Source organism: Limimaricola cinnabarinus (assembly GCF_002723615.1).
Lineage (GTDB): Bacteria > Pseudomonadota > Alphaproteobacteria > Rhodobacterales > Rhodobacteraceae > Limimaricola > Limimaricola cinnabarinus_B.
Genome location: NZ_KZ304951.1, coordinates 564,891 through 588,793, shown reverse-complemented (window position 1 = coordinate 588,793; position 23,903 = coordinate 564,891). Strand labels below are relative to the sequence as shown.

At 69.5% G+C, this 23,903-nt stretch carries 19 protein-coding genes; 15 read left to right on the top strand and 4 right to left on the bottom strand.

The genetic code is table 11. The annotated features are described in order from the left end of the window. Position 1 precedes the first annotated feature (1 nt). Both mraY and murD read left to right on the top strand, forming a co-directional pair. Positions 2 to 1,084 (top strand): phospho-N-acetylmuramoyl-pentapeptide-transferase, encoded by a 1,083-nt coding sequence (mraY, locus tag CJ301_RS02800; RefSeq protein WP_099273956.1) that lies wholly within the window; start codon positions 2 to 4, stop codon positions 1,082 to 1,084. An 18-nt stretch (positions 1,085 to 1,102) separates the two neighbouring features. Next, positions 1,103 to 2,500 (top strand): UDP-N-acetylmuramoyl-L-alanine--D-glutamate ligase, encoded by a 1,398-nt coding sequence (murD, locus tag CJ301_RS02795; protein WP_099273954.1) that lies wholly within the window; start codon positions 1,103 to 1,105, stop codon positions 2,498 to 2,500. A 16-nt stretch (positions 2,501 to 2,516) separates the two neighbouring features. Here murD and CJ301_RS02790 read toward each other — a convergent pair whose 3' ends face one another. Next, entirely contained in the window at positions 2,517 to 3,707 is a 1,191-nt protein-coding gene (locus tag CJ301_RS02790) for an NAD(P)/FAD-dependent oxidoreductase (RefSeq protein ID WP_099274209.1), read from the bottom strand. A gap of 152 nt (positions 3,708 to 3,859) precedes the next feature. On the opposite strand from CJ301_RS02790, the gene CJ301_RS02785 reads away from it, so the two are divergent. The 13 genes from CJ301_RS02785 (at position 3,860) to CJ301_RS02725 (ending at position 19,802) form a co-directional block, all read left to right on the top strand. Continuing rightward, positions 3,860 to 5,026, top strand: coding sequence for a peptidoglycan glycosyltransferase FtsW (locus CJ301_RS02785; protein WP_099273952.1), 1,167 nt, complete (start codon positions 3,860 to 3,862; stop codon positions 5,024 to 5,026). Then, entirely contained in the window at positions 5,026 to 6,132 is a 1,107-nt protein-coding gene (locus CJ301_RS02780) for a UDP-N-acetylglucosamine--N-acetylmuramyl-(pentapeptide) pyrophosphoryl-undecaprenol N-acetylglucosamine transferase (RefSeq protein ID WP_099273950.1), read from the top strand. The genes CJ301_RS02785 and CJ301_RS02780 overlap by 1 nt, the downstream gene beginning before the upstream one ends. A gap of 17 nt (positions 6,133 to 6,149) precedes the next feature. Beyond that, positions 6,150 to 7,553 (top strand): UDP-N-acetylmuramate--L-alanine ligase, encoded by a 1,404-nt coding sequence (gene murC, locus CJ301_RS02775; RefSeq protein WP_099273948.1) that lies wholly within the window; start codon positions 6,150 to 6,152, stop codon positions 7,551 to 7,553. After that, positions 7,550 to 7,807 carry a DUF2484 family protein gene (locus CJ301_RS02770; RefSeq protein ID WP_099273946.1) on the top strand — a complete coding sequence of 86 codons (258 nt, stop codon included), beginning with the start codon at positions 7,550 to 7,552 and terminating at the stop codon, positions 7,805 to 7,807. Before murC ends, CJ301_RS02770 begins: the two co-directional genes overlap by 4 nt. Further along, positions 7,804 to 8,739, top strand: coding sequence for a UDP-N-acetylmuramate dehydrogenase (gene murB / locus CJ301_RS02765; protein WP_099273944.1), 936 nt, complete (start codon positions 7,804 to 7,806; stop codon positions 8,737 to 8,739). Before CJ301_RS02770 ends, murB begins: the two co-directional genes overlap by 4 nt. 97 nt (positions 8,740 to 8,836) lie before the next feature. Continuing rightward, a complete protein-coding gene (locus CJ301_RS02760) occupies positions 8,837 to 9,751 on the top strand; it encodes a D-alanine--D-alanine ligase (protein ID WP_099273942.1) in 915 nt (304 codons plus the stop codon). Continuing rightward, positions 9,739 to 10,626, top strand: coding sequence for a cell division protein FtsQ/DivIB (locus CJ301_RS02755; RefSeq protein WP_099273940.1), 888 nt, complete (start codon positions 9,739 to 9,741; stop codon positions 10,624 to 10,626). The genes CJ301_RS02760 and CJ301_RS02755 overlap by 13 nt, the downstream gene beginning before the upstream one ends. Before the next feature lie 21 nt (positions 10,627 to 10,647). Then, the gene (gene ftsA, locus CJ301_RS02750) at positions 10,648 to 11,976 is read left to right on the top strand and encodes a cell division protein FtsA (protein WP_099273938.1); all 1,329 of its coding nucleotides are present in this window, start codon (positions 10,648 to 10,650) and stop codon (positions 11,974 to 11,976) included. A 178-nt stretch (positions 11,977 to 12,154) separates the two neighbouring features. Beyond that, positions 12,155 to 13,888: a cell division protein FtsZ gene (ftsZ, locus tag CJ301_RS02745; protein ID WP_099273936.1), complete on the top strand. Its 1,734-nt coding sequence runs from the start codon at positions 12,155 to 12,157 to the stop codon at positions 13,886 to 13,888. A 195-nt stretch (positions 13,889 to 14,083) separates the two neighbouring features. Further along, entirely contained in the window at positions 14,084 to 15,019 is a 936-nt protein-coding gene (lpxC, locus tag CJ301_RS02740; protein ID WP_099273934.1) for a UDP-3-O-acyl-N-acetylglucosamine deacetylase, read from the top strand. 146 nt (positions 15,020 to 15,165) lie between these two features. Beyond that, positions 15,166 to 16,008: an outer membrane protein assembly factor BamD gene (locus CJ301_RS02735; protein WP_099274207.1), complete on the top strand. Its 843-nt coding sequence runs from the start codon at positions 15,166 to 15,168 to the stop codon at positions 16,006 to 16,008. A 40-nt stretch (positions 16,009 to 16,048) separates the two neighbouring features. Then, positions 16,049 to 17,722 carry a DNA repair protein RecN gene (recN, locus tag CJ301_RS02730; protein WP_099273932.1) on the top strand — a complete coding sequence of 558 codons (1,674 nt, stop codon included), beginning with the start codon at positions 16,049 to 16,051 and terminating at the stop codon, positions 17,720 to 17,722. A gap of 424 nt (positions 17,723 to 18,146) precedes the next feature. Then, a complete protein-coding gene (locus CJ301_RS02725; RefSeq protein WP_099274205.1) occupies positions 18,147 to 19,802 on the top strand; it encodes a chloride channel protein in 1,656 nt (551 codons plus the stop codon). 22 nt (positions 19,803 to 19,824) lie between these two features. On the opposite strand, the gene CJ301_RS02720 is transcribed toward CJ301_RS02725, so the two are convergent. The 3 genes from CJ301_RS02720 to cobT are packed head-to-tail and all read right to left on the bottom strand — an operon-like array spanning position 19,825 to position 23,884. After that, a complete protein-coding gene (locus CJ301_RS02720; protein ID WP_099273930.1) occupies positions 19,825 to 20,166 on the bottom strand; it encodes a DUF427 domain-containing protein in 342 nt (113 codons plus the stop codon). Between the two features lie 32 nt (positions 20,167 to 20,198). Then, positions 20,199 to 22,013 carry an aminopeptidase P family protein gene (locus tag CJ301_RS02715; RefSeq protein WP_099273928.1) on the bottom strand — a complete coding sequence of 605 codons (1,815 nt, stop codon included), beginning with the start codon at positions 22,011 to 22,013 and terminating at the stop codon, positions 20,199 to 20,201. After that, positions 22,013 to 23,884 carry a cobaltochelatase subunit CobT gene (cobT, locus tag CJ301_RS02710; RefSeq protein WP_099273926.1) on the bottom strand — a complete coding sequence of 624 codons (1,872 nt, stop codon included), beginning with the start codon at positions 23,882 to 23,884 and terminating at the stop codon, positions 22,013 to 22,015. Before cobT ends, CJ301_RS02715 begins: the two co-directional genes overlap by 1 nt. Between the last annotated feature and the right edge of the window lie 19 nt (positions 23,885 to 23,903).

The window sequence follows — 23,903 nt, the reverse complement described above, 5'->3', positions numbered from 1 at the left end:
CATGCTCTACCTGCTGACGCTGCTCTCGGATGGCGGTGATTTCTTCAACCTGTTTCGCTACATCACCTTCCGCGCGGGCGGGGCCTTTCTCACCTCGCTGCTGTTCGGCTTCCTGTTCGGCCCGCCGCTGATCAACGTGCTGCGCCGCACCCAGGGCAAGGGCCAGCCCATCCGCACCGACGGGCCGGAGGGGCATTTCGTCAAGGCGGGCACGCCGACCATGGGCGGGCTCCTGATCGTCGGCGCGGTGATGACCTCGACCCTGCTCTGGGCGCGGCTCGACAATCCTTACGTGCTGATGGTGCTCTTCGTGACGCTGGGCTTCGCGCTGATCGGCTTTGCCGATGATTACGCCAAGGTCCGCAAGCAGAACACCGAGGGCGTCTCGGGCAAGCTGCGTCTGTTGCTCGGCTTCGCCATCGCGGCGCTCGCGGGCTGGTGGGCGGCGATGTACCACCCCGAGAACCTCACCCATCAGCTCGCCTTTCCGGTCTATAACGAGATGCTGCTCAATCTGGGCATCCTCTTCGTGCCCTTCGCGATGATCGTCATCGTCGGCGCGGCCAACGCGGTGAACCTGACCGACGGTCTCGACGGGCTCGCCATCATGCCGGTGATGATCGCCGCAGGGGCCTTCGGCGTGATCGCCTATGCGGTGGGGCGGACCGACTTCACCGAATATCTGGGCGTGCATTACGTGCCCGATACCGGCGAGATCCTGATCTTCACCATGGGGCTGATCGGCGGCGGCCTCGGGTTCCTGTGGTACAACGCCCCGCCGGCGGCCGTCTTCATGGGCGACACCGGCTCCCTCGCGCTGGGCGGTGGCCTGGGCGCCATCGCGGTCGCCACCAAGCACGAGATCGTGCTGTCGGTCGTCGGCGGGCTTTTCGTGGTCGAGGCGCTCTCGGTGATCGTGCAGGTGCTCTACTTCAAGCGCACCGGACGCCGGGTCTTCCTGATGGCGCCGATCCACCATCATTACGAGAAGAAGGGCTGGTCCGAGCCGCAGATCGTCATCCGCTTCTGGATCATCTCGCTGATCCTCGCGATGATCGGGCTGGCCACGCTCAAGCTGCGCTGAGCTTCACGGAGAGACGCCATGATTCCCGTTCGCGGACATGAAGGCCAGACCGTTGCCGTTCTGGGGCTTGGCCGATCGGGCCGGGCCACGGCGGCGGCGCTCAAGGCGGGCGGCGCGGATGTCGTCGCATGGGATGACGGCCCCTCGGGGCGCGAGGCGGCCGAGGCCGAGGGGATCGCGCTGCGCGACCTGACCCGCGCCAGCAGCTATGAGGGCGTGTCGCTGCTGGTCACCTCGCCGGGCATCCCGCATCTCTACCCCGCGCCGCATGCCGCCATCGCCGCCGCATGGGAGGCGGGGGTGCCGGTCGACAACGATATCGGCCTCTTTTTCCGCAGCTTCGCCGCCGAGGGCTTCGAGGCCTTCGACACGCTGCCGCGCATCGTCGCGGTGACCGGCTCGAACGGCAAGTCGACCACCTCGGCGCTGATCCACCATATCCTGACCGAGAATGGCCGGCCTGCGCAGCTCGCCGGCAATATCGGCCGCGGCGTGCTCGATCTTGAGCCGCCGCATGACGGCGAGGTCGTGGTGCTTGAGCTGTCGAGCTACCAGACCGAGCTGGCGCGCGGGCTCACGCCCGACATCGCGGTTCTGACCAACCTCTCGCCCGACCATCTCGACCGCCACGCCGGGCCGGGCGGCTATTTCGCGGCCAAGCGGCGGCTTTTTTCCGAGGGCGGGCCGGATCGCGCGGTGATCGGCGTCGACGAGAACGAGGGGCGCTATCTTGCCAACCAGCTCGCCACCGCCGCCGCCGACGACCGCGTGATCGCGATCTCCTCGGGCCGCAAGCTCACCGGGCCGGGCTGGAACGTCTTCGCGCGCAAGGGATTCCTGAGCGAATATCGCAAGGGGCGGCAGGTCGCCTCGGTCGATCTGCGCGACATCCCCGGCCTGCCGGGCGCGCACAACCACCAGAACGCCTGCGCCGCATGGGCGGTGGCGCGCGCCCTGGGCCTTGGCCCGCGCGGCATCGAGGCGGCGCTGCGCTCCTATGGCGGGCTGCCGCACCGCTCGCAACGCGTGGCCGAGAAGGACGGCGTGGCCTTCGTCAACGACAGCAAGGCCACCAATGTCGACGCCGCCGCCAAGGCGCTCGCCGCCTTCCCGCGCATCCGCTGGATCTGCGGCGGGCTGGAAAAGGAAGGCGGGCTCGCGGGCCTGGGCGAGGGGCTGGGCCATGTCGCCAAGGCCTATGTCATCGGGCGCGAGGCCGAGGCTTTCGCCATGAAGCTCTCGGGCGTCGAGGCCGAGGTCTGCGGCACCATGGCCCGCGCGGTGGAGCGGGCGATGGCCGAGGCCGAGCCGGGCGACACGGTGCTGCTGGCGCCCGCGGCGGCGAGCTTCGATCAATATGACAGCTTCGAGAAGCGCGGCGAGGATTTCGTGGCCCAGCTCCGCGAGCGGCTCTGACGGGCGGGCAGGGCGGTCAGCCGCCCTGCGCGATCGCCGTCCCGGCGGCAAAGCCCGAGGCCCAGGCCCATTGGAAGTTGTAGCCGCCGAGCCAGCCCGTCACGTCGACGCATTCGCCGATGAAATGCAGCCCCGGCACCGATTTGGCCTCCATCGTCTTCGACGACAGCGCATCGGTGGAGACGCCGCCCAGCGTCACCTCCGCCGTGCGGTAGCCCTCGGTCCCTGCGGGCACCAGCCGCCAGTCGCGCAAGGCCCCGCAGAGCGCGTCGATGGCGCGGTCGGACTGGTCGGCCATGTTGCCCGGCATGGGATGATCCTCGGCCCAGGCCTCGACCAGCCGCGCGGGCAAATGCTGCGCCAGCACCGTCTTCAGCGCCTTCCTTCCATCGGTCCGCCGCGCCGCGCGCAGCGCCTCGGCCAGCCGCCCGTCGGGGGCGAGGTCGATGCGGATCTCCGCGCCTTCGCGCCAATAGGACGAGGCTTGCAGGATCGCCGGCCCCGACAGCCCGCGATGGGTGAACAGGAGCGCCTCCTCGAAGGCGGGGCCATCGGGCTGCGCCCGAACGGGAAGGGCGACGCCCGACAGCCCCGAGAAGCGGTCGGGGAAGGTCAGCGGCACGAGGCCGGGCCGCGTTTCCGTGACGGAAAGGCCGAACTGCTCGGCAATGCGGTAGGCCAGCCCCGTGGCCCCCATCTTGGGGATCGACTTGCCGCCCGTGGCGACGACGAGGCGGGCGGCGTGGATCGTCTCGCGCTTCCCCAGCCGCTCGATCACGGCGCGAAAGCCGCTCTCCTCGCGGGCGATCTCCACGAGCGTTGTCTGCAGCGACACCTCGGCCCCGGCGGCCTGCGCCTCCCCCATCAGCATGGCGACGATCTGCGTCGCCTTGCCGTCGCAAAAGAGCTGGCCCAGCGTCTTTTCATGCCAGGCGATGCCGTGCTTTTGCACGAGGTCGAGGAAGTCCCACGGGGTGTAGCGTGCCAGGGCCGATTTGTGGAAATGGGGATTCGCGCCGAGGAAGCATTCGGGCCCGGTGCGGGTGTTGGTGAAGTTGCAGCGCCCGCCGCCGGAGATGCGGATCTTCTCGCCGGGGTTGCGCGCGTGGTCGATCACCAGCGCATCGCCCCCCGCATGCATGGCCGCGAAAAGCCCCGCCGCGCCTGCGCCGAGAACCAGTGTGTTGATATGCCGGGTCTTGTTCATGGATGCGACCTGCCGCTTTTCTGCCACGGGCTCAAGCCTTGGTGACGCCGAGACTGGACGTTATTTTCATGGTCAATCCGGCGTTTTCGCGCTAGTATATCCTGCAGACCCGCACAAAGCGGGCAGGGCAGAGGCAATCAGGCAGCAGGTTCATGACCGAAATGGTGCATGGGGCGGTTCCGGTTCGGACCGTCGATCCAATTCTCCCGCGCTGGTGGCGCACCATCGATGTCTGGACCATGTCCTGCATCCTGCTGCTCTTTGCGATCGGCATCCTGCTGGGTCTCGCGGCCTCGCCGCCGCTGGCCTCGCGCAACGGGCTCGACCCGTTCTATTATGTCAGCCGGCAGGCGTTCTTCGGCGTGGTCTCGCTGGCGGTGATGCTCGGCATCTCGATGATGACGCCGCAGCTGGTGCGCCGCCTCGCGGTGCTGGGCTTTGCGGGGGCCTTTCTGGCGCTGGCGCTGCTGCCGATCTTCGGCACCGATTTCGGCAAGGGTGCGGTGCGCTGGTATTCCTTCGGCTTCGCCTCCGTGCAGCCCTCGGAGTTCCTCAAGCCCGGCTTCGTCGTGGTGGCGGCGTGGTTCATGGCCGCGGGGATGGAGCCCTCCGGCCCTCCGGGGCGGATGTGGTCCTTCGCGCTCGCCATCACCATCGTGATGTTCCTCGCGCTGCAGCCCGATTTCGGCCAGGCGGCGCTGGTGCTGTTTTCCTGGGGCGTGATGTATTTCGTCGGCGGCGCGCCGATGCTGCTTCTGGCGGGGCTCGCCGGCGCGGTCGTTCTGGGCGGCACCTTCGCCTACAACAACTCCGAGCATTTCGCCCGGCGGATCGACGGCTTCCTCTCCGCCGAGGTCGCCCCCAACACCCAGCTGGGCTATGCCACCAACGCGATCCGCGAGGGCGGCTTCTTCGGGGTCGGCGTGGGCGAGGGGCAGGTGAAATGGTCTCTGCCCGACGCGCATACCGATTTCATCATCGCCGTGGCGGCCGAGGAATACGGGCTGATCTGCGTCATGGTCATCATCGCGCTCTACGGCACCATCGTCGTGCGCTCGCTGCTGCGGTTGATGAAGGAGCGCGACACCTTCATCCGGCTTGCCGGCACCGGCCTCGCCTGCGCCTTCGGCGTGCAGGCGATGATCAACATGGGCGTGGCGGTGCGGCTCCTGCCGGCCAAGGGCATGACGCTGCCCTTCGTCAGCTACGGCGGCTCCTCGGTGATCGCGAGCGGCATCGCCTTGGGCATGCTTCTGGCCTTCACCCGCACCCGGCCGCAGGGCGGCATCGGTGACATCCTGCTGCGGCGGGGGCGCTGATGTCGGCACCGCTTCTCGTCATCGCCGCCGGTGGCACCGGCGGGCACATGTTCCCCGCGCAGGCGCTGGCCGAGCTGATGCTCACCCGCGGCTGGCGGGTGAAGCTCTCCACCGATGCGCGCGGCGCGCGCTACACGCAGAACTTCCCCCGCGAGGTCGAGATCGAGCAGGTCGGCGCCGCCACCTTCGCGCGCGGCGGGCTTTCGGCCAAGGCGATCGCGCCCTTCCGCATCGGCGGCGGCGTCGCGGCGGCTGTGAGCCGGATGATGCGTGACCGGCCTTCGGTGGTGGTGGGCTTTGGCGGCTACCCCTCGATCCCGGCGCTGGCGGCGGCGACGATCCTCAAGCTGCCGCGCATGATCCACGAGCAGAACGGCGTGCTGGGCCGGGTCAACGCGCTCTTCGCGCGCCGCGTCCATGCGGTGGCCTGCGGCACATGGCCGACCGCGCTGCCCGAGGGCGTCGAGGCGGTCCATACCGGCAACCCGGTGCGCCGCGCCGTGCTCGACCGGGCGGGGGCCGCCTATATTCCGCCGGGCGACTACCCGATGTCGGTGCTGGTGATCGGCGGCAGCCAGGGCGCGCGCATCCTGTCGGACGTGGTGCCGCCCGCCATCGCGGGGCTGCCGGCCGAGCTGCGCCGCCGGGTGCGGGTCAGCCACCAGGCGCGCGAAGAGGATGTGCAGCGGGTCTCGACCTATTACGCGGATGAGGGGATCGACGCCGACGTGCAGACCTTCTTTGCCGATGTGCCGACCCGGATGAGCGAGGCGCAGCTGGTGATCTGCCGCTCCGGCGCCTCGACCATCGCGGATCTGAGCGTCATCGGCCGCCCCGCCGTGCTCGTCCCCTTCGCCGCCGCCGCCGCCGATCACCAGACCGCCAATGCCCGCGGGCTGACGCAGGTCGGGGCCGCGATCCTGTTTCCGGAGAAGAAATTCCACGTCGAGGCGCTCAGTGAGCAGATCGCGCTGGTGCTGGGCAACAGCGAAGGCGCGATGCGCATGGCGCATGCGGCGCGCGATGCGGGCGTTCCCGACGCAGCGGAGCGGCTTGCGGGGGTTGTCGAACGCCTCGCGGATGGACAGAAGGGCACCGATTCTTGATGGACGGGACAAACAGCATGAACGCCGCCACGAAACTGCCGCTCGATATCGGCCCGATCCATTTCGTCGGGATCGGCGGGATCGGCATGTCCGGCATCGCCGAGGTGCTGCTGAACCAGGGCTACAGCGTGCAGGGCTCGGACCTGAAGGGCTCCAGGATCACCGAGCGTCTCGAATCGCTGGGCGCGCGGGTCTTCATCGGCCAGTCGGGCGAGAATCTCGACGGCGCCGAGGTGGTGGTCATCTCCTCGGCGATCAAGCCGGGCAATCCCGAGCTCGACGAGGCGCGCAGGCGCGGCCTGCCGGTGGTGCGCCGCGCGGAGATGCTGGCCGAGCTGATGCGGCTCAGGTCCAACGTCGCGGTGGGCGGCACGCATGGCAAGACGACGACCACGACGATGGTGGCGACGCTGCTCGATGCGGGGCGCTTCGATCCCACCGTGATCAATGGCGGCATCATCCATGCCTATGGCTCGAACGCCCGGATGGGGCAGGGCGAGTGGATGGTGGTCGAGGCCGACGAGAGCGACGGCACCTTCAACCGGCTGCCCGCCACCATCGCCATCGTCACCAATATCGACCCCGAGCACATGGATCACTGGGGCTCGATCGAGGGGCTGAGAAAGGGCTTTCTCGATTTCGTGTCGAACATCCCCTTCTACGGTCTCGCCGTGTGCTGCACCGACCACCCCGAGGTGCAGGCGCTGGTGGGCCGGATCACCGACCGGCGGGTCGTGACCTTCGGCTTCAACGCGCAGGCCGATGTGCGCGCGCAGAATCTGACCTACAAGGGCGGTGTCGCGTATTTCGACATCGCGCTTCGGGCCGAGGGTGAGGTGATCGAGGGCTGCACCCTGCCGATGCCGGGCGATCACAACGTCTCGAACGCGCTGGCCGCCGTCGCCGTGGCCCGGCATCTGGGCATGAAGCGCGAGGAGATCCGCGCCGCGCTCGCCGCCTTCGGCGGCGTCAACCGGCGCTTCACCAAGGTCGGCGAATGGAACGACGTCGCGGTGATCGACGATTACGGCCATCACCCCGTGGAGATCGCCGCCGTGCTGCGCGCCGCGCGGCAGGCGAGCGAAGGCCGGGTGATCGCCGTGCACCAGCCGCATCGCTTCACCCGGCTCGCCTCCCTGTTCGAGGATTTCTGCACCTGCTTCAACGACGCGGATGTGGTCGGCATCTCGGATGTCTACGCCGCCGGCGAAGAGCCGATCGAGGGGGCCGGGCGCGACGATCTGGTCGCGGGGCTGATCCGCCACGGCCACCGCCACGCCCATGCGGTGGAGTCCGAAGAGGCGCTGGCCGAACTGGTGCGCAAGGAGGCCAAGCCCGGCGATATCGTGGTCTGTCTCGGCGCGGGCACGATCAGCAGCTGGGCCGCGGCGCTGCCCGCGCGGCTGGAGCAGGGCAGGTGAGCGGGGCGCAGGCCCTGCCGCTCCTGGCCGCCTGCCTGTGGCTGATCGCGGCGAATCTCGCCGCGATGCTGCCCTCGCGCGACGATCACCGCAGCTGTGCCGCGGCGCTCGTGCTGGTCGGCGTGCCGCTTCTGGGCTGGGCGACCTATGCGCTGGGGCCGAATGCGGGGGTGGTGCTGATGGCGGCGGGCGCCTCCATGCTGCGCTGGCCGCTGAAGGCGGCGCTGGGGCGGCTGCGCCGGTTGGCGCAATGAGCGCGGCGGCCGATCTTCCCGCCGTGCGGGGGCGGCTGACGCCGGATCGCCCGCTGTCGGATCTGACATGGCTGCGCGTCGGTGGCCCGGCGCAGTGGCTGTTCCAGCCCGCCGACCGCGAGGATCTTTCGGATTTCCTGCGAAGCCTCGACGCTTCGGTCCCGGTCTTCCCGATGGGGGTCGGCTCGAACCTGATCGTGCGCGACGGCGGCGTGCGCGGCGTGGTGATCCGGCTCGGCCGCGGCTTCAATGGTATCGAGATCGGCGATGACGGCACGGTGCGGGCGGGGGCGGCGGCGCTCGATGCGCATGTGGCGCGCAAGGCGGCGCAGGCGGGGCGCGACCTGACCTTCCTGCGCACCATCCCCGGCGCCATCGGCGGCGCGGTGCGGATGAATGCGGGCTGCTACGGCGCTTATGTCGCCGACGCGCTGCGCGAGGTGACGGTGATCCGCCGCGACGGCGCGATCGAGGTGCTGCCCGCCCCCGAGCTCGACTTGGCCTATCGCTCCAGCCGCCTGCCCGAGGGCGCGGTGATCGTCGAGGCGGTGTTCGACGCGCCCGAAGGCGACCCCGAGACGCTCGAGGCGCGCATGGCCGAGCAGATCGAGAAGCGCGACGCCAGCCAGCCCACCAAGGACCGCACCGCGGGCTCCACCTTCCGCAACCCCGCCGGGTTCTCCTCCACCGGACGGGCCGATGACAGCCACGAGTTGAAGGCCTGGAAGGTGATCGAGGCGGCGGGGCTGCGCGGCGCGCGGCTCGGCGGCGCGGTGATGAACGAAAAGCACCCGAACTTTCTCACCAATGCGGGCGAAGCCACGGCGGCCGAGCTCGAAGCCCTTGGCGAGAAGGTCCGGAAAAGGGTTTACGAACATTCGGGCCTGACGCTAGAATGGGAAATCATGCGGGTCGGGGAGCCGGGCGCGTGACAAGCGCATAATTCGAACCCCGCAAAGCGGGGCGGGCCCGGGGCGGGCCACAACAATGACGCGCCGTTCAGCGGTGCGCGAATGGGGCAGTGCGGGAATGTCGAGCGGGACACATCCCAAGGTTGCCGTGGTGATGGGCGGACCCTCGGCCGAGCGCGAGGTCTCTCTTTCCACGGGGCGCGAATGCGCGGCGGCCTTGCGGCAGGCAGGTTACGAGGTGATCGAGGTCGATGCGGGCCTCGACCTGATCGACCAACTGCGCAAGCACGCCCCCGATGTCGTCTTCAACGCCTTGCATGGCCGCTGGGGCGAGGATGGCTGCGTCCAGGGCCTGCTGGAATGGCAGCGCATCCCCTATACCCATTCGGGCGTGATGGCCTCGGCCCTGGCGATGGACAAGGAAGCGACCAAGGCCGTCTTCCGGGCCGAGGGGCTGCCCGTGGCCGAAAGCCGGCTCGCCGGCAAGGCCGAGGTCATGGCGGGCCACGTCCTGCCGCCGCCTTACGTGGTGAAGCCCTATAACGAAGGCTCCAGCGTCGGCGTCTACATCGTGGCCGAGGACGCCGCGGCCCCGCCGCAGCTCTCGGACGACATGCCCGAGACGGTGATGGTCGAGGCCTTCCTTCCGGGGCGCGAGCTGACCGTCACGGTGCTGGGCGAGCGGGCGCTCACCGTGACCGACATCGTCACCGATGGCTGGTATGATTACGACGCCAAGTACAAGACCGGCGGCTCGCGGCACGTGGTGCCCGCCGATCTGCCCGGCGAGATCTTCGAGGCCTGTCTCGATCACGCCCGCCGCGCGCACCGCGCGCTGGGCTGCCGCGGGCTGTCGCGCACCGATTTCCGCTGGGACGAGACGCGGGGCCTCGACGGGCTCGCCATCCTCGAGACCAACACCCAGCCCGGCATGACGCCGACCTCGCTCACGCCCGAGCAGGCCGAGAAGGTCGGCATCTCCTTTGCCGATCTCTGCCGCTTTCTGGTGGAGGATGCCTCGTGCGATCGCTGAAGGCGCTCTTGCGGCGCGAGCCGCAATACGGCATGCGCCGCGATCCGGCGCCGACGCGCTGGGGCTACCGCTACCAGCGGCTGATGCTGACGCCCGCCTTCCGGATCGGCATGCGCTTCGGTTTGCCTGTGCTCCTCGTCGCGCTCATTGGCGGCGTCTGGTTCGGTCAGGCCGACAACCGCGCTGCCTTTGCCGCCCAGATCGACCGGCTGAAGGCCACGGTGCAGCAGCGCCCCGAATTCATGGTCGGCACGGTCGAGATCGAGGGGGCGGAACCTGCACTCGCCGCCGCGATCCAGAGCTTCCTGCCAAAGACCATGCCGATCTCCTCCTTCGATCTCGACCTGCCCGAGATCCGCGGCCGCATCCGCGAGCTGACGGCGGTGGCCGACGCCACCGTCCGGGTGCAGCCGGGTGGCACACTGCGGATCGAGGTGACGCAACGCGTGCCGGTCGCCGTCTGGCGCTATGTCGACGGGCTGCGGCTGGTCGATGCCGAGGGCGTGATGACCGGCATGATCGCCGCGCGCTCGGACCGCGCCGACCTGCCGCTGATCGCGGGGGATGGCGCGATCGAGAAGATCGACGAGGCGCTGGCGCTGTTCGCCGCCGCGGCTCCCGTGGCGCCGCGGGTGCGCGGGCTGGTGCGGATGGGCGAGCGGCGCTGGGATCTCGTGCTCGACCGCGGCCAGCGCATCCTTCTGCCGGCGCGCGGGGCGGTGCCGGCGCTGGAGCGGGTCATGGCCTTCGACGAGGCCGCGGACATGCTCGCGCGCGACATCGCGGCGGTGGACATAAGAAACGAGGATCGGCCGACCATAAGGCTGACCGAGCAGGCGTTGGTGCGGCTTCGGCGCGTCAGCGAAAACAATTAGCTATAGGGCAGGGACGAAACGATGGGGCAGCTCTACCAGACGCAGCGGGCGATGCGGCACATGCGCAAGGCGGCGATGCAGAGGGGCGTGATCGCCATTCTCGACGTCGGCACCTCCAAGATCGCCTGCCTGGTGCTGCGCTTCGACGGTGACGCGCCCGCGCTCGACGGCGTGGGCTCGATGGCCGGGCAGTCCAACTTCCGCATCATCGGCGCCGCCACCACCCGCTCGCGCGGGGTCTCCTTCGGCGAGGTCGCGGCCATGGCCGAGACCGAGCGCGCGATCCGCACCGCCGTGCAGGCGGCGCAGAAGATGGCCGGGGTCCGGGTCGATCACGTCATCGCCACGCTGTCTGGCGCCCGCCCGCGCAGCTACGGGCTCGACGGCGAGGTCGAGGTCGAGGGCGGGCAGGTCACCGGCAGCGATATCGGCCGCGTGCTCGCCGCCTGCGAGATGCCCGATTACGGCGATGGCCGCGAGGTGCTGCACGCCCAGCCCGTGAACTTCGCGCTCGACCACCGCTCGGGCCTCGCCGACCCGCGCGGCCAGATCGGCCAGCGGCTGACCACCGACATGCACCTGCTCACGGTGGATGCCACCGCGATCGAGAACCTGCTCTACTGCATCAAGCGCTGCGATCTCGAGGTCGCGGGGCTGGCCTCATCGGCCTATGTCTCGGGCGTCTCCAGCCTCGTCGAGGACGAGCAGGAGCTGGGCGCGGCCTGCATCGACATGGGCGGCGGCTCGACCGGCATCTCGGTCTTCATCCGCAAGCACATGATCTACGCGGATTCGGTGCGCATGGGCGGCGATCACGTCACCTCCGACATTTCGATGGGGCTGCAGGTGCCGATGGCCACCGCCGAGCGGATCAAGACCTTCTATGGCGGCGTGGTCGCCACCGGCATGGATGACCGCGAGATGATCGAGATCGGCGGCGATACCGGCGATTGGGAGCATGACCGCCGCACCGTCAGCCGGGCCGAGCTGATCGGCATCATGCGCCCGCGGGTCGAGGAGATCCTCGAGGAGGTGCGCCAGCGGCTCGACGCGGCGGGCTTCGAGCATCTGCCCTCCCAACAGATCGTGCTCACCGGCGGCGGCAGCCAGATCCCCGGCCTCGACGGTCTGGCGACGCGCATCCTCGGCCAGCAGGTCCGGCTGGGCCGCCCCTTGCGGGTGCAGGGCCTGCCACAGGCGGCGACCGGCCCGGCCTTCGCCGGTTCGGTTGGATTGTGCCTCTTTGCCGCGCATCCGCAGGACGAGTGGTGGGACTTCGAAGTGCCCGCCGAACGCCATTCGGCGCGGTCCTTCAAGCGGGCCTTCAAATGGTTCAAGGACAACTGGTGATACGCAAGATGTCGCTTATCGCCCCGGCGGGGCGATATTCGCCGCTGCGGAAATCACAAGAAATCAGTAAGAATGCCCGAGTTTCCCCGTGACGATATGAGCGCGCGCGGGTAAGTTTGGCCAGATAATGGCAAATACGCCCGGCGGGACGGGCCAGATTCAGGACAGGCAGACAGCGATGGCACTCAACCTCTCTCTGCCGGGGCAGGAAGATCTCAAGCCCCGGATCACCGTCTTCGGCGTGGGCGGCGCTGGTGGCAACGCGGTCAACAACATGATCGAGAAGGAACTCGACGGTGTCGAGTTCGTGGTCGCCAACACCGACGCGCAGGCGCTGCAGCAGTCGCGCGCCGAAGCCAAGATCCAGATGGGCGTGAAGGTCACCGAAGGTCTGGGCGCAGGCGCGCGCGCCACCGTCGGCGCCGCCGCGGCCGAGGAATCGATCGAGGAGATCGTCGATCATCTCGCGGGCGCGCATATGTGCTTCATCACCGCCGGCATGGGCGGCGGCACCGGCACCGGCGCCGCGCCGATCATCGCCCAGGCCGCGCGCGAGCTCGGCGTGCTGACCGTCGGTGTCGTCACCAAGCCGTTCCAGTTCGAGGGCGGCAAGCGCATGAAGCAGGCCGAGGCCGGCGTCGAGGCGCTGCAGAAGGTGGTCGACACGCTGATCATCATCCCCAACCAGAACCTGTTCCGGCTGGCCAACGAGAACACCACCTTCACCGAGGCCTTCGCGCTGGCCGACGACGTGCTCTATCAGGGCGTCAAGGGCGTGACCGACCTGATGGTGCGCCCGGGCCTGATCAACCTCGACTTCGCCGACGTGCGCGCGGTGATGGACGAGATGGGCAAGGCGATGATGGGCACCGGCGAGGCCGATGGCGAGGACCGCGCGGTGCAGGCGGCCGAGAAGGCTATAGCGAACCCGCTGCTGGACGAGATCAGCCTCGAGGGCGCGCGCGGCGTGCTCATCAACATCACCGGCGGCTACGATCTCACCCTGTTCGAGCTCGACGAGGCGGCCAACAAGATCCGCGAGAAGGTCGATCCCGAGGCCAACATCATCGTCGGCTCGACGCTCGACACCGGCATGGAAGGCCGGATGCGCGTTTCGGTCGTCGCCACCGGCATCGATGCGCTCGCCAAGCCCGAGGACGTGCCGGTGCCGCGCCGCAAGATGAGCGAGCCGCTGCGCGAGCGCGTCACCGCCGAGGAAGAGGTCCCCGCCGCCCCGGTGCCGCCGCGCCGCGACGCCCAGCCGCAGACCGCCCCGCGCGCCCAGGCCCCCGCGCCGCGCCGCGAGGCCCAGCCGCAGGCCCGCCGCGAGCCCGAGCCGAGCTATGACGACGAATATGCCGAGGGCTTCGACACCCGGCGCCCGGCCCCGCGCGAAGAGCCGCAGCAGCGCTTCCAGCCGCAGGTCGAGGATGATCTGCCCGCCCCGGCCTACGAGCCGCGCCGCGAAGCGCCGCAGCAGCAGGCCGAGCCCGCGCCCGAGAGCTTCGTCGCCCCCGCGCCGCGCGCCGGTGGCAGCGCCTCGCCCGACACGATGGCCCGCCTGCGCGCCGCCTCGCAGAACCAGCCGCGCCAGCAGCAGCAGCCCGAGCGGGCCGAGATGCCCCGCGCCGAGCCGCGCAGCCCCGCCGCCCCCGCCCGGGGCGGGGAGGCCGACCGTCAGCCGCGCTTCGGTATCAATTCGCTGATCAACCGCATGACCGGCCAGGCCGAGCAGCCCGGCGGCAGCGCGCAGCCCGCGCGCCAGCAGCCGCAGGCGCAGCGGCCGCAGCCGCAACAGCAGCAGCAGCCCGCCCAGCCGCGCCAGGCGCCGAACTGGCAGGATGACGGCGAGACCGATCCCGAGCAGGAGCGGATCGAGATCCCGGCCTTCTTGCGGCGCCAGGCGAACTGACGCAAAACCGCACAAACCTTGTGCATAAAGGGCCGCCTTCGGGCGGCCCTTGTTGTTTTGCAAGGTGCTTCGCGCCCCGACTGCGTGCTCAGGACCACATGTTTCATGCTGTCGCAAAGAGTGAATTGTGGCCTGCCGGGCAAGCGCTTAGGTCAGCCCTGTAAAAAAGTTCCAGACTCAATCGGACGAAAACACGTGCAGACCACCTTGACCAGACATGTCGGATTCACCGGCACCGGGCTCCATTCGGGCCGTCCGGTCCGGCTCGTCCTGCGTCCCGCCCCGGCGGGGCATGGCATCGTGTTCCGGCGGATGGACGTGGTCGGGCTCGACCGGCTGGTGCCGGCGCGCTGGGATCTGGTGGAGATCTCGCCGCTCAACACCCGCATCGTCAACGCCGCCGGTGTGTCTGTCTCGACGATCGAGCATCTGATGGCGGCGCTCTCGGGCTGCGGCGTGCACAATGCGCTCGTCGAGATCGACGGCCCCGAGGTTCCCATACTCGACGGCAGCGCCGCGGGCTTCGCGCGCGCGATCCTCGCCGCGGGTCTGGTCCGCCAGGAGGCGCCGCTGCAGGCGATCGAGATCCTTCGGACGGTCGAGGTCCGGCACGGACCGGCGATGGCGCGGCTGCGGCCGCATCAGGGCGACGCGCCGCGCGGCCTCGTCATCGATTTCGAGATCGACTTCGCCGACCCGGCCATCGGTCATCAGGGCCGCGTGCTCGACATGGCCAATGGCGCCTTCCTGCGCGAGCTTTGCGACAGCCGGACCTTCTGCCGCCTGTCGGATGTCGAGGCGATGCAGGCGCAGGGCCTCGCCCTCGGCGGCACCTTCGAAAACGCGGTGGTGGTCGATGGCGCAAAGGTGCTCAGCCCCGGCGGGCTGCGCCATCCCGACGAGGCGGTGCGCCACAAGATGCTCGACGCCTTGGGCGATCTGGCGACCGCCGGCCTGCCGATCCTCGGCGTCTATGAGGGGCTGCGCGCCGGTCATGCCATGACCAACCGGCTGCTGCGCGCGCTCTTCGAGCGGCCCGAATCCTGGCGCCTCGTGACCTGCGACGCGGCCCTCGAAGACCACCTGCCGGGCAGCCGCCTGAAGCCCGCCGACCTCGCCGCCGTCGCCTGATCGCGTGGCGGCGGTCGTGGCGGGAAAAGCCATTTTGCCCCCGATTTTTTCATGCTAGACCCGGGGTCGAGCGGCCCCGAGGCGGGGCGTGAACGGGGCGTCGACCCCGGGATGGGCAGATGACCGACAGGATGCAGGACGCGCGGATGGCAGGCAGCGGAACACGGGCCAGCTTGGGCCTGATATTGGCCTTGGGGCTTCTGGCCGGTTGCGGCAGCCCGTCCGAGCGTCTCGATCCGGCGGCGCTCGAACAGCTCGACGCGGTGCAGATCTACCAGCAGGGCGAGGCCAGCCTCGAAAGCGGCGCGGCCGAGGACGCGGCCTTCTATTTCGGCGAGATCGAGCGGCTCTACCCCTATTCGGAATGGGCCAAGCGCGGCCTGATCATGCAGGCCTTCGCGCTGCACAAGGACGGCGCCTATGACGACAGCCGCGCCAGCGCCCAGCGCTATCTCGATTTCTACCCGACCTCCGAGGATGCGGCCTATGCGCAGTATCTTCTGGCGCTGAGCTATTACGATCAGATCGACGACATCGGCCGCGACCAGGGGCTGACCTTCCAGGCGCTGCAGGCGCTGCGCGCGGTGATCGAGCAATATCCCGACAGCAGCTACGCCGCCGAGGCCAAGCTCAAGTTCGACCTCGCCTTCGACCATCTCGCCGGCAAGGAGATGGAGATCGGGCGCTACTACCTCAAGCGCGATCACTACGCCGCCGCCGCGCGCCGCTTCCGCGTCGTGGTCGAGGAATTCCAGACCACGAGCCACACCGCCGAGGCGCTGCACCGCCTGGTCGAGACCTACCTCTCGCTCGGCCTCGTCGAGGAGGCGCAGACCGCCGGCGCGATCCTGGGCTACAACTACCGCGGCACCGATTGGTACGAGGACAGCTACCGCCTGCTGACCGGGCAGGGGCTCTCGATGGAGGCCAGCGGCGACAACTGGCTTTCGGCGATCTATCGTCAGCTTGTGCGGGGCGAATGGATCTGATCGGGTCGGACCGACGTTCCGACCCGGGGAGATAATCGATATGCTGCGCGCGCTCGACATCCGGGACATGCTGATCATCGACAGGCTCGAGCTGGAATTCCAGCCGGGCCTGAACGTCCTGACCGGCGAGACCGGGGCGGGCAAGTCGATCCTGCTCGACAGCCTGGGCTTCGTGCTGGGCTGGCGCGGCCGCGCCGAGCTGGTGCGCAAGGGCGCGGCGCAGGGCGAGGTGACGGCGGTGTTCGACCTCGCGCCCGACCATCCGGCGCGCCGGGTGCTGGCCGAGACCGGCATCGAGGCGGGCGACGAGCTGATCCTGCGCCGGGTCAACACCGAAAGCGGCCGCAAGACGGCCTGGGTCAATGACCGGCGCGTTTCGGGAGAGGTGCTGCGCGCGCTCTCCGACGAGCTTCTCGAACTGCATGGCCAGCACGATGATCGCGGCCTGCTCGATCCGCGCGGCCATAGGGCGATGCTCGACGATTTCGCCGATGCCGCCGCCGACATCGCCGCGACCCGCGCCGCATGGGCCGCGCGCCGCGAGGCGCGCCGCGCGCTCGCGGTGGCGCATGAGCAGGTGGCGGAGCTTCGGGCCGAAGAGGAATATCTGCGCCACGCCGTGGCCGAGCTCGACGGGCTCGACCCGCAGCCGGGCGAGGAGGCCGAGCTCGACGCCGTCCGCCGCCGGATGCAGGGCGCCGAACGGGTGCGCGGCGACGTGGCGCGCGCCCATCAGGTGATCTCGGGCGACGGGGCCGAGGGTCTGGTCTCGGATGCGATGCGCTGGCTCGACGGCGCGGTCGAGGCCGCCGAGGGGCGGCTCGACCCGGTGATGGAGGCGCTGGCCCGCGCGCTCGACGCGCTGGGCGAGGCCGAGACCGGCGTGCGCGACGTGCTCGATGCGCTGGAATTCGACCCGCGCGCGCTCGAAGCCGCCGAGGAGCGGCTCTTTGCGCTGCGCGGCCTCGCGCGCAAGCACGACGTGATGGTCGACGAGCTGGCGGAGTTCGCGGAGGGGCTGCGAAAGCGCTTGCAGGCGCTCGACGCCTCCGAGGGCGACATGGCCGATCTGGAAGCGGCGGTGCGCGCGGCCGATGCCGCCTATGACGCGGCCGCCGCGGCGCTCACGGCGCGGCGCGGCGAGGCCGGGACGCGGCTGTCGCGCGCCATGGCGGCGGAGCTTGCACCGCTCAAGCTCGACCGCGCGGTGTTCGAGGTCGATCTCGCGCCCGCCGATCCCGGCCCCGACGGGCGCGACGAGGTGACCTTCCGCGTCGCCACCAATCCCGGCGCGCCCTCGGGCCCCTTGTCGCGCATCGCCTCGGGCGGCGAGCTGTCGCGCTTTTTGCTGGCGCTCAAGGTCTGCCTGACCGGCGACAATGCCGGCAAGACGCTGATCTTCGACGAGATCGACCGCGGCCTCGGCGGCGCCACGGCGAATGCCGTCGGCCGCCGCCTGGCCCGGCTTGCCGATGGAGCGCAGGTGCTGGTCGTCACCCATTCGCCGCAGGTCGCGGCCTTGGGCGCGCATCACTGGCGGGTCGAGAAATCGGTCAGCCTCGGCGCGTCGGGCGAGATCACCACCTCGCGCGTGGTGCCGCTCGATCATCCCGACCGGATCGACGAGATCGCGCGGATGCTGGCGGGCGATACGGTGACCGAGGCCGCGCGCGGCGCGGCGCGGGTGCTGCTCGAGGATGCCGACGCCGCCTGATGGCGCGACCGGCTGCGTTCCGCGCCAAAAAAAAGCGGTGCGAACTTCCGGGCCCAATTGGCCCCGATGCTCACACCGCATAGTCCGGCCTGACCCCGCCGTAGGGTAAAAAATCACATACCTCGAACGGCCACTCACCTCCGTCGTCGGCTTAACATTCACCTCCGCTGCTCGACCCTCACAAGATCGAAAGGCGGTCAAATATCTCTGTGCAATATATCGAGTATCCGCGATAAAGCCGCCGAAGGCTATCCATCCTTAGGCATAGGTTCGGCGCAAACGAGATGCCGCCGCGCATCGCGGCATCATCGAAGCCCCCGCTGCACCTTCAACCGCTTCGCGTTCCATCCTAGAACGGCGCGAGGAAAGGCGGCGCGCAGCGATGAGCAAGAGTTCGAACGAGGCGGCGGGACGGCCGGAGCGCATGATCACCCGCGTCGGCGCGAGCTGGCGCGAGGTCTGGTCGATGATCCGCAGCCACGGGCCGAGCCAGGTGCAGTTCTGGTTCATCGCGCTGGCACTGGGCAGCGTCGCGGGGCTGGCGGCGATCGGGTTTCGCGCCGCGATCGAGGTGCTGCAGGCCTGGCTCTACGGCACCGACGACGTGGCGATGCTGCACAGCTTCGCGGCCTCTCTGCCGTGGTACTGGCTGCTGATCCTGCCGGTCATGGGCGGGCTCGCCGTCGGCCTGCTGCTCGACCGCTTCACCGAGGATGCGCGGGTGCGCTCCGTCGCCGAGGTGATCGAGGGTGCCGCGCTGCGCGAGGGGCGGGTCGAGCGCAAGCGCGGGCTGGTCTCGGCGCTGGCCTCGATGATCACGCTGTCGACGGGCGGCTCCACGGGCCGAGAGGGGCCGGTGGTGCATCTGGCTTCGGTCTTCGCCACCTATGTGTCGAGCTGGATCCGCGCCGACGGCATCACCGGGCGCGATCTACTGGGCTGCGCCGTCGCCGCCGCCGTCTCGGCGAGCTTCAACGCGCCCATTGCGGGCGCGCTCTTCGCGCTCGAGGTGGTGCTGCGGCATTTCGCGGTGCATGCCTTTGCCCCCATCGCCATCGCCAGCGTCGCGGGCACGGTGCTGGGCCGGCTCGTCTGGGGCGACGTGACCGAGTTCACCCTGCCCGACAAGAACGCGCTGGCCTTCTATGTCGAGCTGCCCGCCTTCATGCTTCTGGGGCTGATGTGCGGCCTCGTCGCGGTGGTGCTGATGCGGGCGATCTTCTGGGCCGACGATCTGGCCAATGCGGTGCAGGCGCGGCTGTCGCCGCCGCGCTGGATGCGCCCGATGACGACGGGGCTGATCCTCGGGCTGATCGCGATCTTCTTTCCGCATATCATCGGCGTCGGCTACGAGACGACCTCGGCGGCGCTGCAGGGCAGCCTCGCGCTCGATCTCGCGGTGATCTTCGTGGTGGTCAAGGTGGCGGCGGTGGCGATCACCATGGCCGGCCGGATGGGCGGCGGCATCTTTTCGCCCTCGCTGATGATCGGCGCGCTGACGGGGCTGGCCTTCGGCACCGTGGCGACCGCCATCGCGCCCGAATTCTCGGGCGAGGGCACGCTCTATGCGCTGGCGGGGATGGGCGCCGTGGCCGCGGCCGTGCTCGGCGCGCCGATCTCGACCACGCTGATCGTGTTCGAGCTGACGGGGGACTGGCAGACCGGCCTTGCGGTGATGGTTTCGGTTTCGCTCGCCTCGGCGGTGGCGTCGCGGCTGGTGCAGCGCTCCTTCTTCCTGACGCAGCTGGCGCGGCGCGGCGTGCATCTCGCTGCCGGACCGCAGGCCTGGCTGCTGGGCACGATCCGGGTCGAGACGGTGATGCGCGCCACCGGCGCGCCGCGCGCGGCCCCCGAGGAGGCCTGCCACGAGATGATCGCCGAAGGGGTCTTCGTGCAGTCGGGCGCGACGCTGGAACAGGCGATGCCCTTGTTCGAGACGGTGCAGCGCCCCTTCGTGCCGGTGGTCCGTTTCGGCCCCGAGGACGAGGCGCCGGAATTGTGGGGGGCGTTGTTCCAGGTCGATGCGCTGCGGGCCGTGAACCGGGCGCTGACGCGTATGGCGGCCGAGGAGCACTCCTAGGCCGCCACGAAAGGGGGGCGGATCAGACCTGCTCGACCGCGACCTTGTTCTTGTAGAAGGCGAGGCAGTCCTTGATCTGCTCCATGCCCTCCTTGGGCTCCTCGTAGGACCAGACCGCATCCTCGATCGCGCCGCTCTTGGCGATGATGTTGAAGTAATGCGCGTCGCCCTTCCAGGGGCAGTGAGAGCGGGTCTTCGATGGTTCGAGGAAGGCCGTGGCGATGTCCTCGCGCGGGAAATAGATCACGGGCGGGTAATCGCCCTCGACCAGCTCCAGCGCGCGGCTGCTTTCGCCAAGGACCGCACCGCCGGCGCGCACCACCCAGGTGCCCTCGGCGGGGCGGATCGTGATGTGATCGCTCATTCAGTTCTGCTCCCTGTGAGTGGGCCCCGTCGTCAAAGCGGCGCGCAGGCGGCGGTCAGCCAATCCCGCGCCGCGCCGTCGAGACGCGGGGCGATCTTTTCGAGTGTAGTCGCGTGATAGGCGTCGATCCAGTCCCGCTCCACCGCCGACAGCATCTCCGCGACGATCAGCCGCCGCTCCAGCGGCACGTAGGTCAGCGTCTCGAAATCATACATCTCGCGGTCGTCGGCGCCGGGGATCTGAGGCGCCTCGCGGGTGACGATCAGGTTCTCGATCCTGATGCCGAAATGCCCCTCGCGGTAATAGCCCGGCTCGTTCGACAGGATCATGCCCGGCTCGATCACAGTCATCGCCCCCTTGGAGATCCGCTGCGGCCCCTCATGCACCGAGAGATAGGCCCCGACGCCGTGGCCGGTGCCGTGATCGTAATCAAGCCCGGCGGTCCAGAGCGGGAAACGGGCCAGCGCGTCGAGATCGCGGCCCGCGAGCCCCTTGGGGAAACGCGCGCGGCTCAGCGCGATCATGCCCTGCAGCACGCGGGTGTAGCACTGGGCCGCGTCCTCGGGCGGCTGGCCGATCGCGATGGTGCGGGTGATGTCGGTCGTGCCGTCGAGATACTGGCCGCCCGAATCGACGAGCAGCAGCTCGCCCGGCCTGACCTCGCGGTCGGTGTCTTCGGTGACGCGGTAATGGGTGATCGCGCCATGCTCGCCCGCGCCGGCGATGGTCTCGAAGCTGATGCCGCGCAGCTCGCCCGTCTCGCGGCGGAAGCCTTCGAGCGCGGTGACGACGCCGATCTCGGTGAGCCGGTGATCGCCTTGCCCGAGCTTCTCCGCCTCGCCGTCGAGCCAGTGCAGGAAGCGGCAGACCGCCGCGCCGTCGCGCAGATGCGCGGCCCGCGCGCCCTCGATCTCGGCGGCGTTCTTGCGGGCCTTGGGCAGGATGCAGGGGTCTTCGTCCTCGCTGATCTTCGTCTCCCAGCCCTTGAGCGTCGTCTCGACGATGGAGGGCGCGGATTTCGGATCGACGCGCACGGGGCCCGAAAGCTGGCCCAGCGCGCCGAGGAAGGCGTCGATGTCGAGCACGTCGACATCCTCGCCCAGATGATCGCGCAGGTCATCGGCCTTGCCCTTCGGGCAGAACAGCTCGCAGCGCCCGGTGTCGTCGAGGATCGCGAAGCTCAGCGGCACCGGGGTCGAGGGCACATCGTCGCCGCGGATGTTCAGAAGCCATGCGATGGAATCGGGCAGGGTGATGACGGCGCATTTCTGCCCGGCCTCGCGCAACAGCGCCGCGATCTCGGCCCGCTTCTCGGCATGGCTCTTGCCCGCATATTCCTCGGGCCAGGCGATGAAGGGCGCGTCGGGGGCGGCGGGGCGGTCCTCCCAGATCATGTCGACGAGGTTGTCCTGCGGCTCGAGGCCGATGCCCTTGGGCTGGAGCTTCTCGCGCAGCTCGCCGATCTCGTGCGGCGTGTGCAGCCAGGCGTCGTAGCCCACCGTGCCGCCCTCGGGCAGCTCGGCGATGAGCCAGTCGGCAAGCTTGGTCGCGGGCCAGTCCACGGCGGTGAAGTCGGGCGCGACCTGGCTCTTGATCTGGATCTTGTAGCGCCCGTCGATGAAGACGCCCGCCTTGTCGTGCAGGATCGCGGCGAAGCCCGCCGATCCGGTGAAGCCGGTGAGCCAGGCGAGCCGTTCGTCGCGGGCGCGCACGTTCTCGCCGCGCCACGTGTCGCCACGCGGCACGATCCAGCCGTCGAGCCCCGCGGCCTTCATGCGCTCGCGCAGCGCGGCAAGCCGGGGCGGCCCCTGTTCGGGGCGGGCGGTGGTGGCGAAGTTCTGATACATCAGGCGACCCTGTTCATTCCGAGGACGCGGGCCCGCTTGCGCGGGTCGGCGTCGAAGAGCGAGGCGAGCTGTTCGGTCATCGCCCCGGCGAGCTGGTCCACGTCGGTGATCGTCACCGCGCGGTCGTAATAGCGCGTCACGTCATGGCCGATGCCGATCGCGGCAAGCTCGACAGCCTTGCGCTTCTCGACCATGGCGATGACGTCGCGCAGGTGCTTTTCAAGGTAGTTGGCCGGGTTCACCGACAGCGTGCTGTCATCGACCGGCGCGCCGTCCGAGATCACCATCAGCACCTTTCGCGCCTCGCGCCGCGCCAGAAGCCTGCGATGCGCCCATTCGAGCGCCTCGCCGTCGATGTTCTCCTTCAGCAGCCCTTCCTTCATCATCAGCCCGAGATTGTCGCGCGTGCGGCGCCAGGGCGCGTCGGCGCGCTTGTAGATGATGTGGCGCAGATCGTTGAGACGGCCGGGGGAGGCGGGCCGCCCGGCGGCGAGCCAGTCTTCGCGGCTCTGCCCGCCCTTCCAGGCGCGGGTGGTGAAGCCGAGAATCTCGACCTTGACCGAGCAACGCTCCAGGGTCCGCGCCAGCACATCGGCGCAGATCGCGGCGATGGAAATGGGCCGCCCGCGCATCGAGCCGGAATTGTCGATCAGCAGCGTCACCACGGTGTCGCGGAACTCGGTGTCCTTCTCGACCTTGAAGCTGAGCGGCGTGGTCGGGTTGGCGACGACGCGGGCCAGTCTCCCTGCGTCGAGGATGCCCTCCTCGCGGTCGAACTCCCAGGACCGGTTCTGCTGCGCCTGAAGCCGGCGCTGAAGCTTGTTGGCGAGGCGCGAGACCGCACCCTTCAGCGGGTCGAGTTGCTGGTCGAGATAGGCGCGCAGCCGCTCCAGCTCTGCCGCCTCGGCGAGGTCCTCGGCGCCGATCTCCTCGTCGTGCTTCGTTTCGAAGACGAGGTAGTTCGGGTCGGCGTCGGAGGCGGCGGGCGGCGGGGGGTCCTGCGGCGCCTCGCCCTCGGGCATTTCCTGTTCCTCGGCGTCCTCGGCCTCGGCCTGCTCGTCCATCGAGACCTGCGCCTCGCTCTGGTCCTGCTGCTGGTCCTGGCTCTGCTCGGGCGAGGTGTCGTCCTCGTCGTCGCGCTCCTCGTCCTCGCCGGTCGAATCCGGCTCTTGGTCGTCCTCTTCCTCGGCGGCCTCGTCCTCCTGCTCGGGGTCTTCCATGTCCGGGTCGTCGCCGAGCTGGTCGCCATAGCCCAGATCGCGGATCAGTTCGCGGGCGAAGCGGGCAAAGCTCTTCTGGTCGTGCAGCGCTTCCGTCAGGCCTTCGAGCCGCTCGCCGCCCATCTCCTCGATGAAGCCGCGCCACAGATCCATGACGTTGTCCGCGCCCTGCGGTAAGGCGCGCCCGGTGGCGAGGTGGCGGATCAGGTAGCCCGCGGCCACCGCGAGCGGCGCGTCGGCCTTGTCGCGGATCTGGTCGTAGCCCTTGCGCCGCGCCTCCGCGCCGATGCGCGCGTCGATGTTGCCGGCGGTGCCGGGCATGTGTTTCGCGCCCACCGCCTCGACGCGCGCGCCCTCCATCGCGTCGTAGAGATCGCGCGCGATCCCCGATTGCGGCTGGTAGCGCGAATTGACGCCCGCATCGTGGTAGCGGTGCCGCAGCGCCAGCGCATCGGCGGTGCCGCGCGCGAGCAGCACCTCGTCGCGGGTCATGCGGCGGCTGACCTGCGGCAGGCGCACGCTGTCATGGCTCAGCCCCGGCGGATCGACCGAGAAGCTGACATTGAGCTCGCGATCGTCGGCCATGACCTTGGTGGCCTCGGTCAGGGCCTTCTTGAACGGATCGGCGGGGTTGTCGGAGTTGGGGCTCATGGCGAAACTATCCCACTGG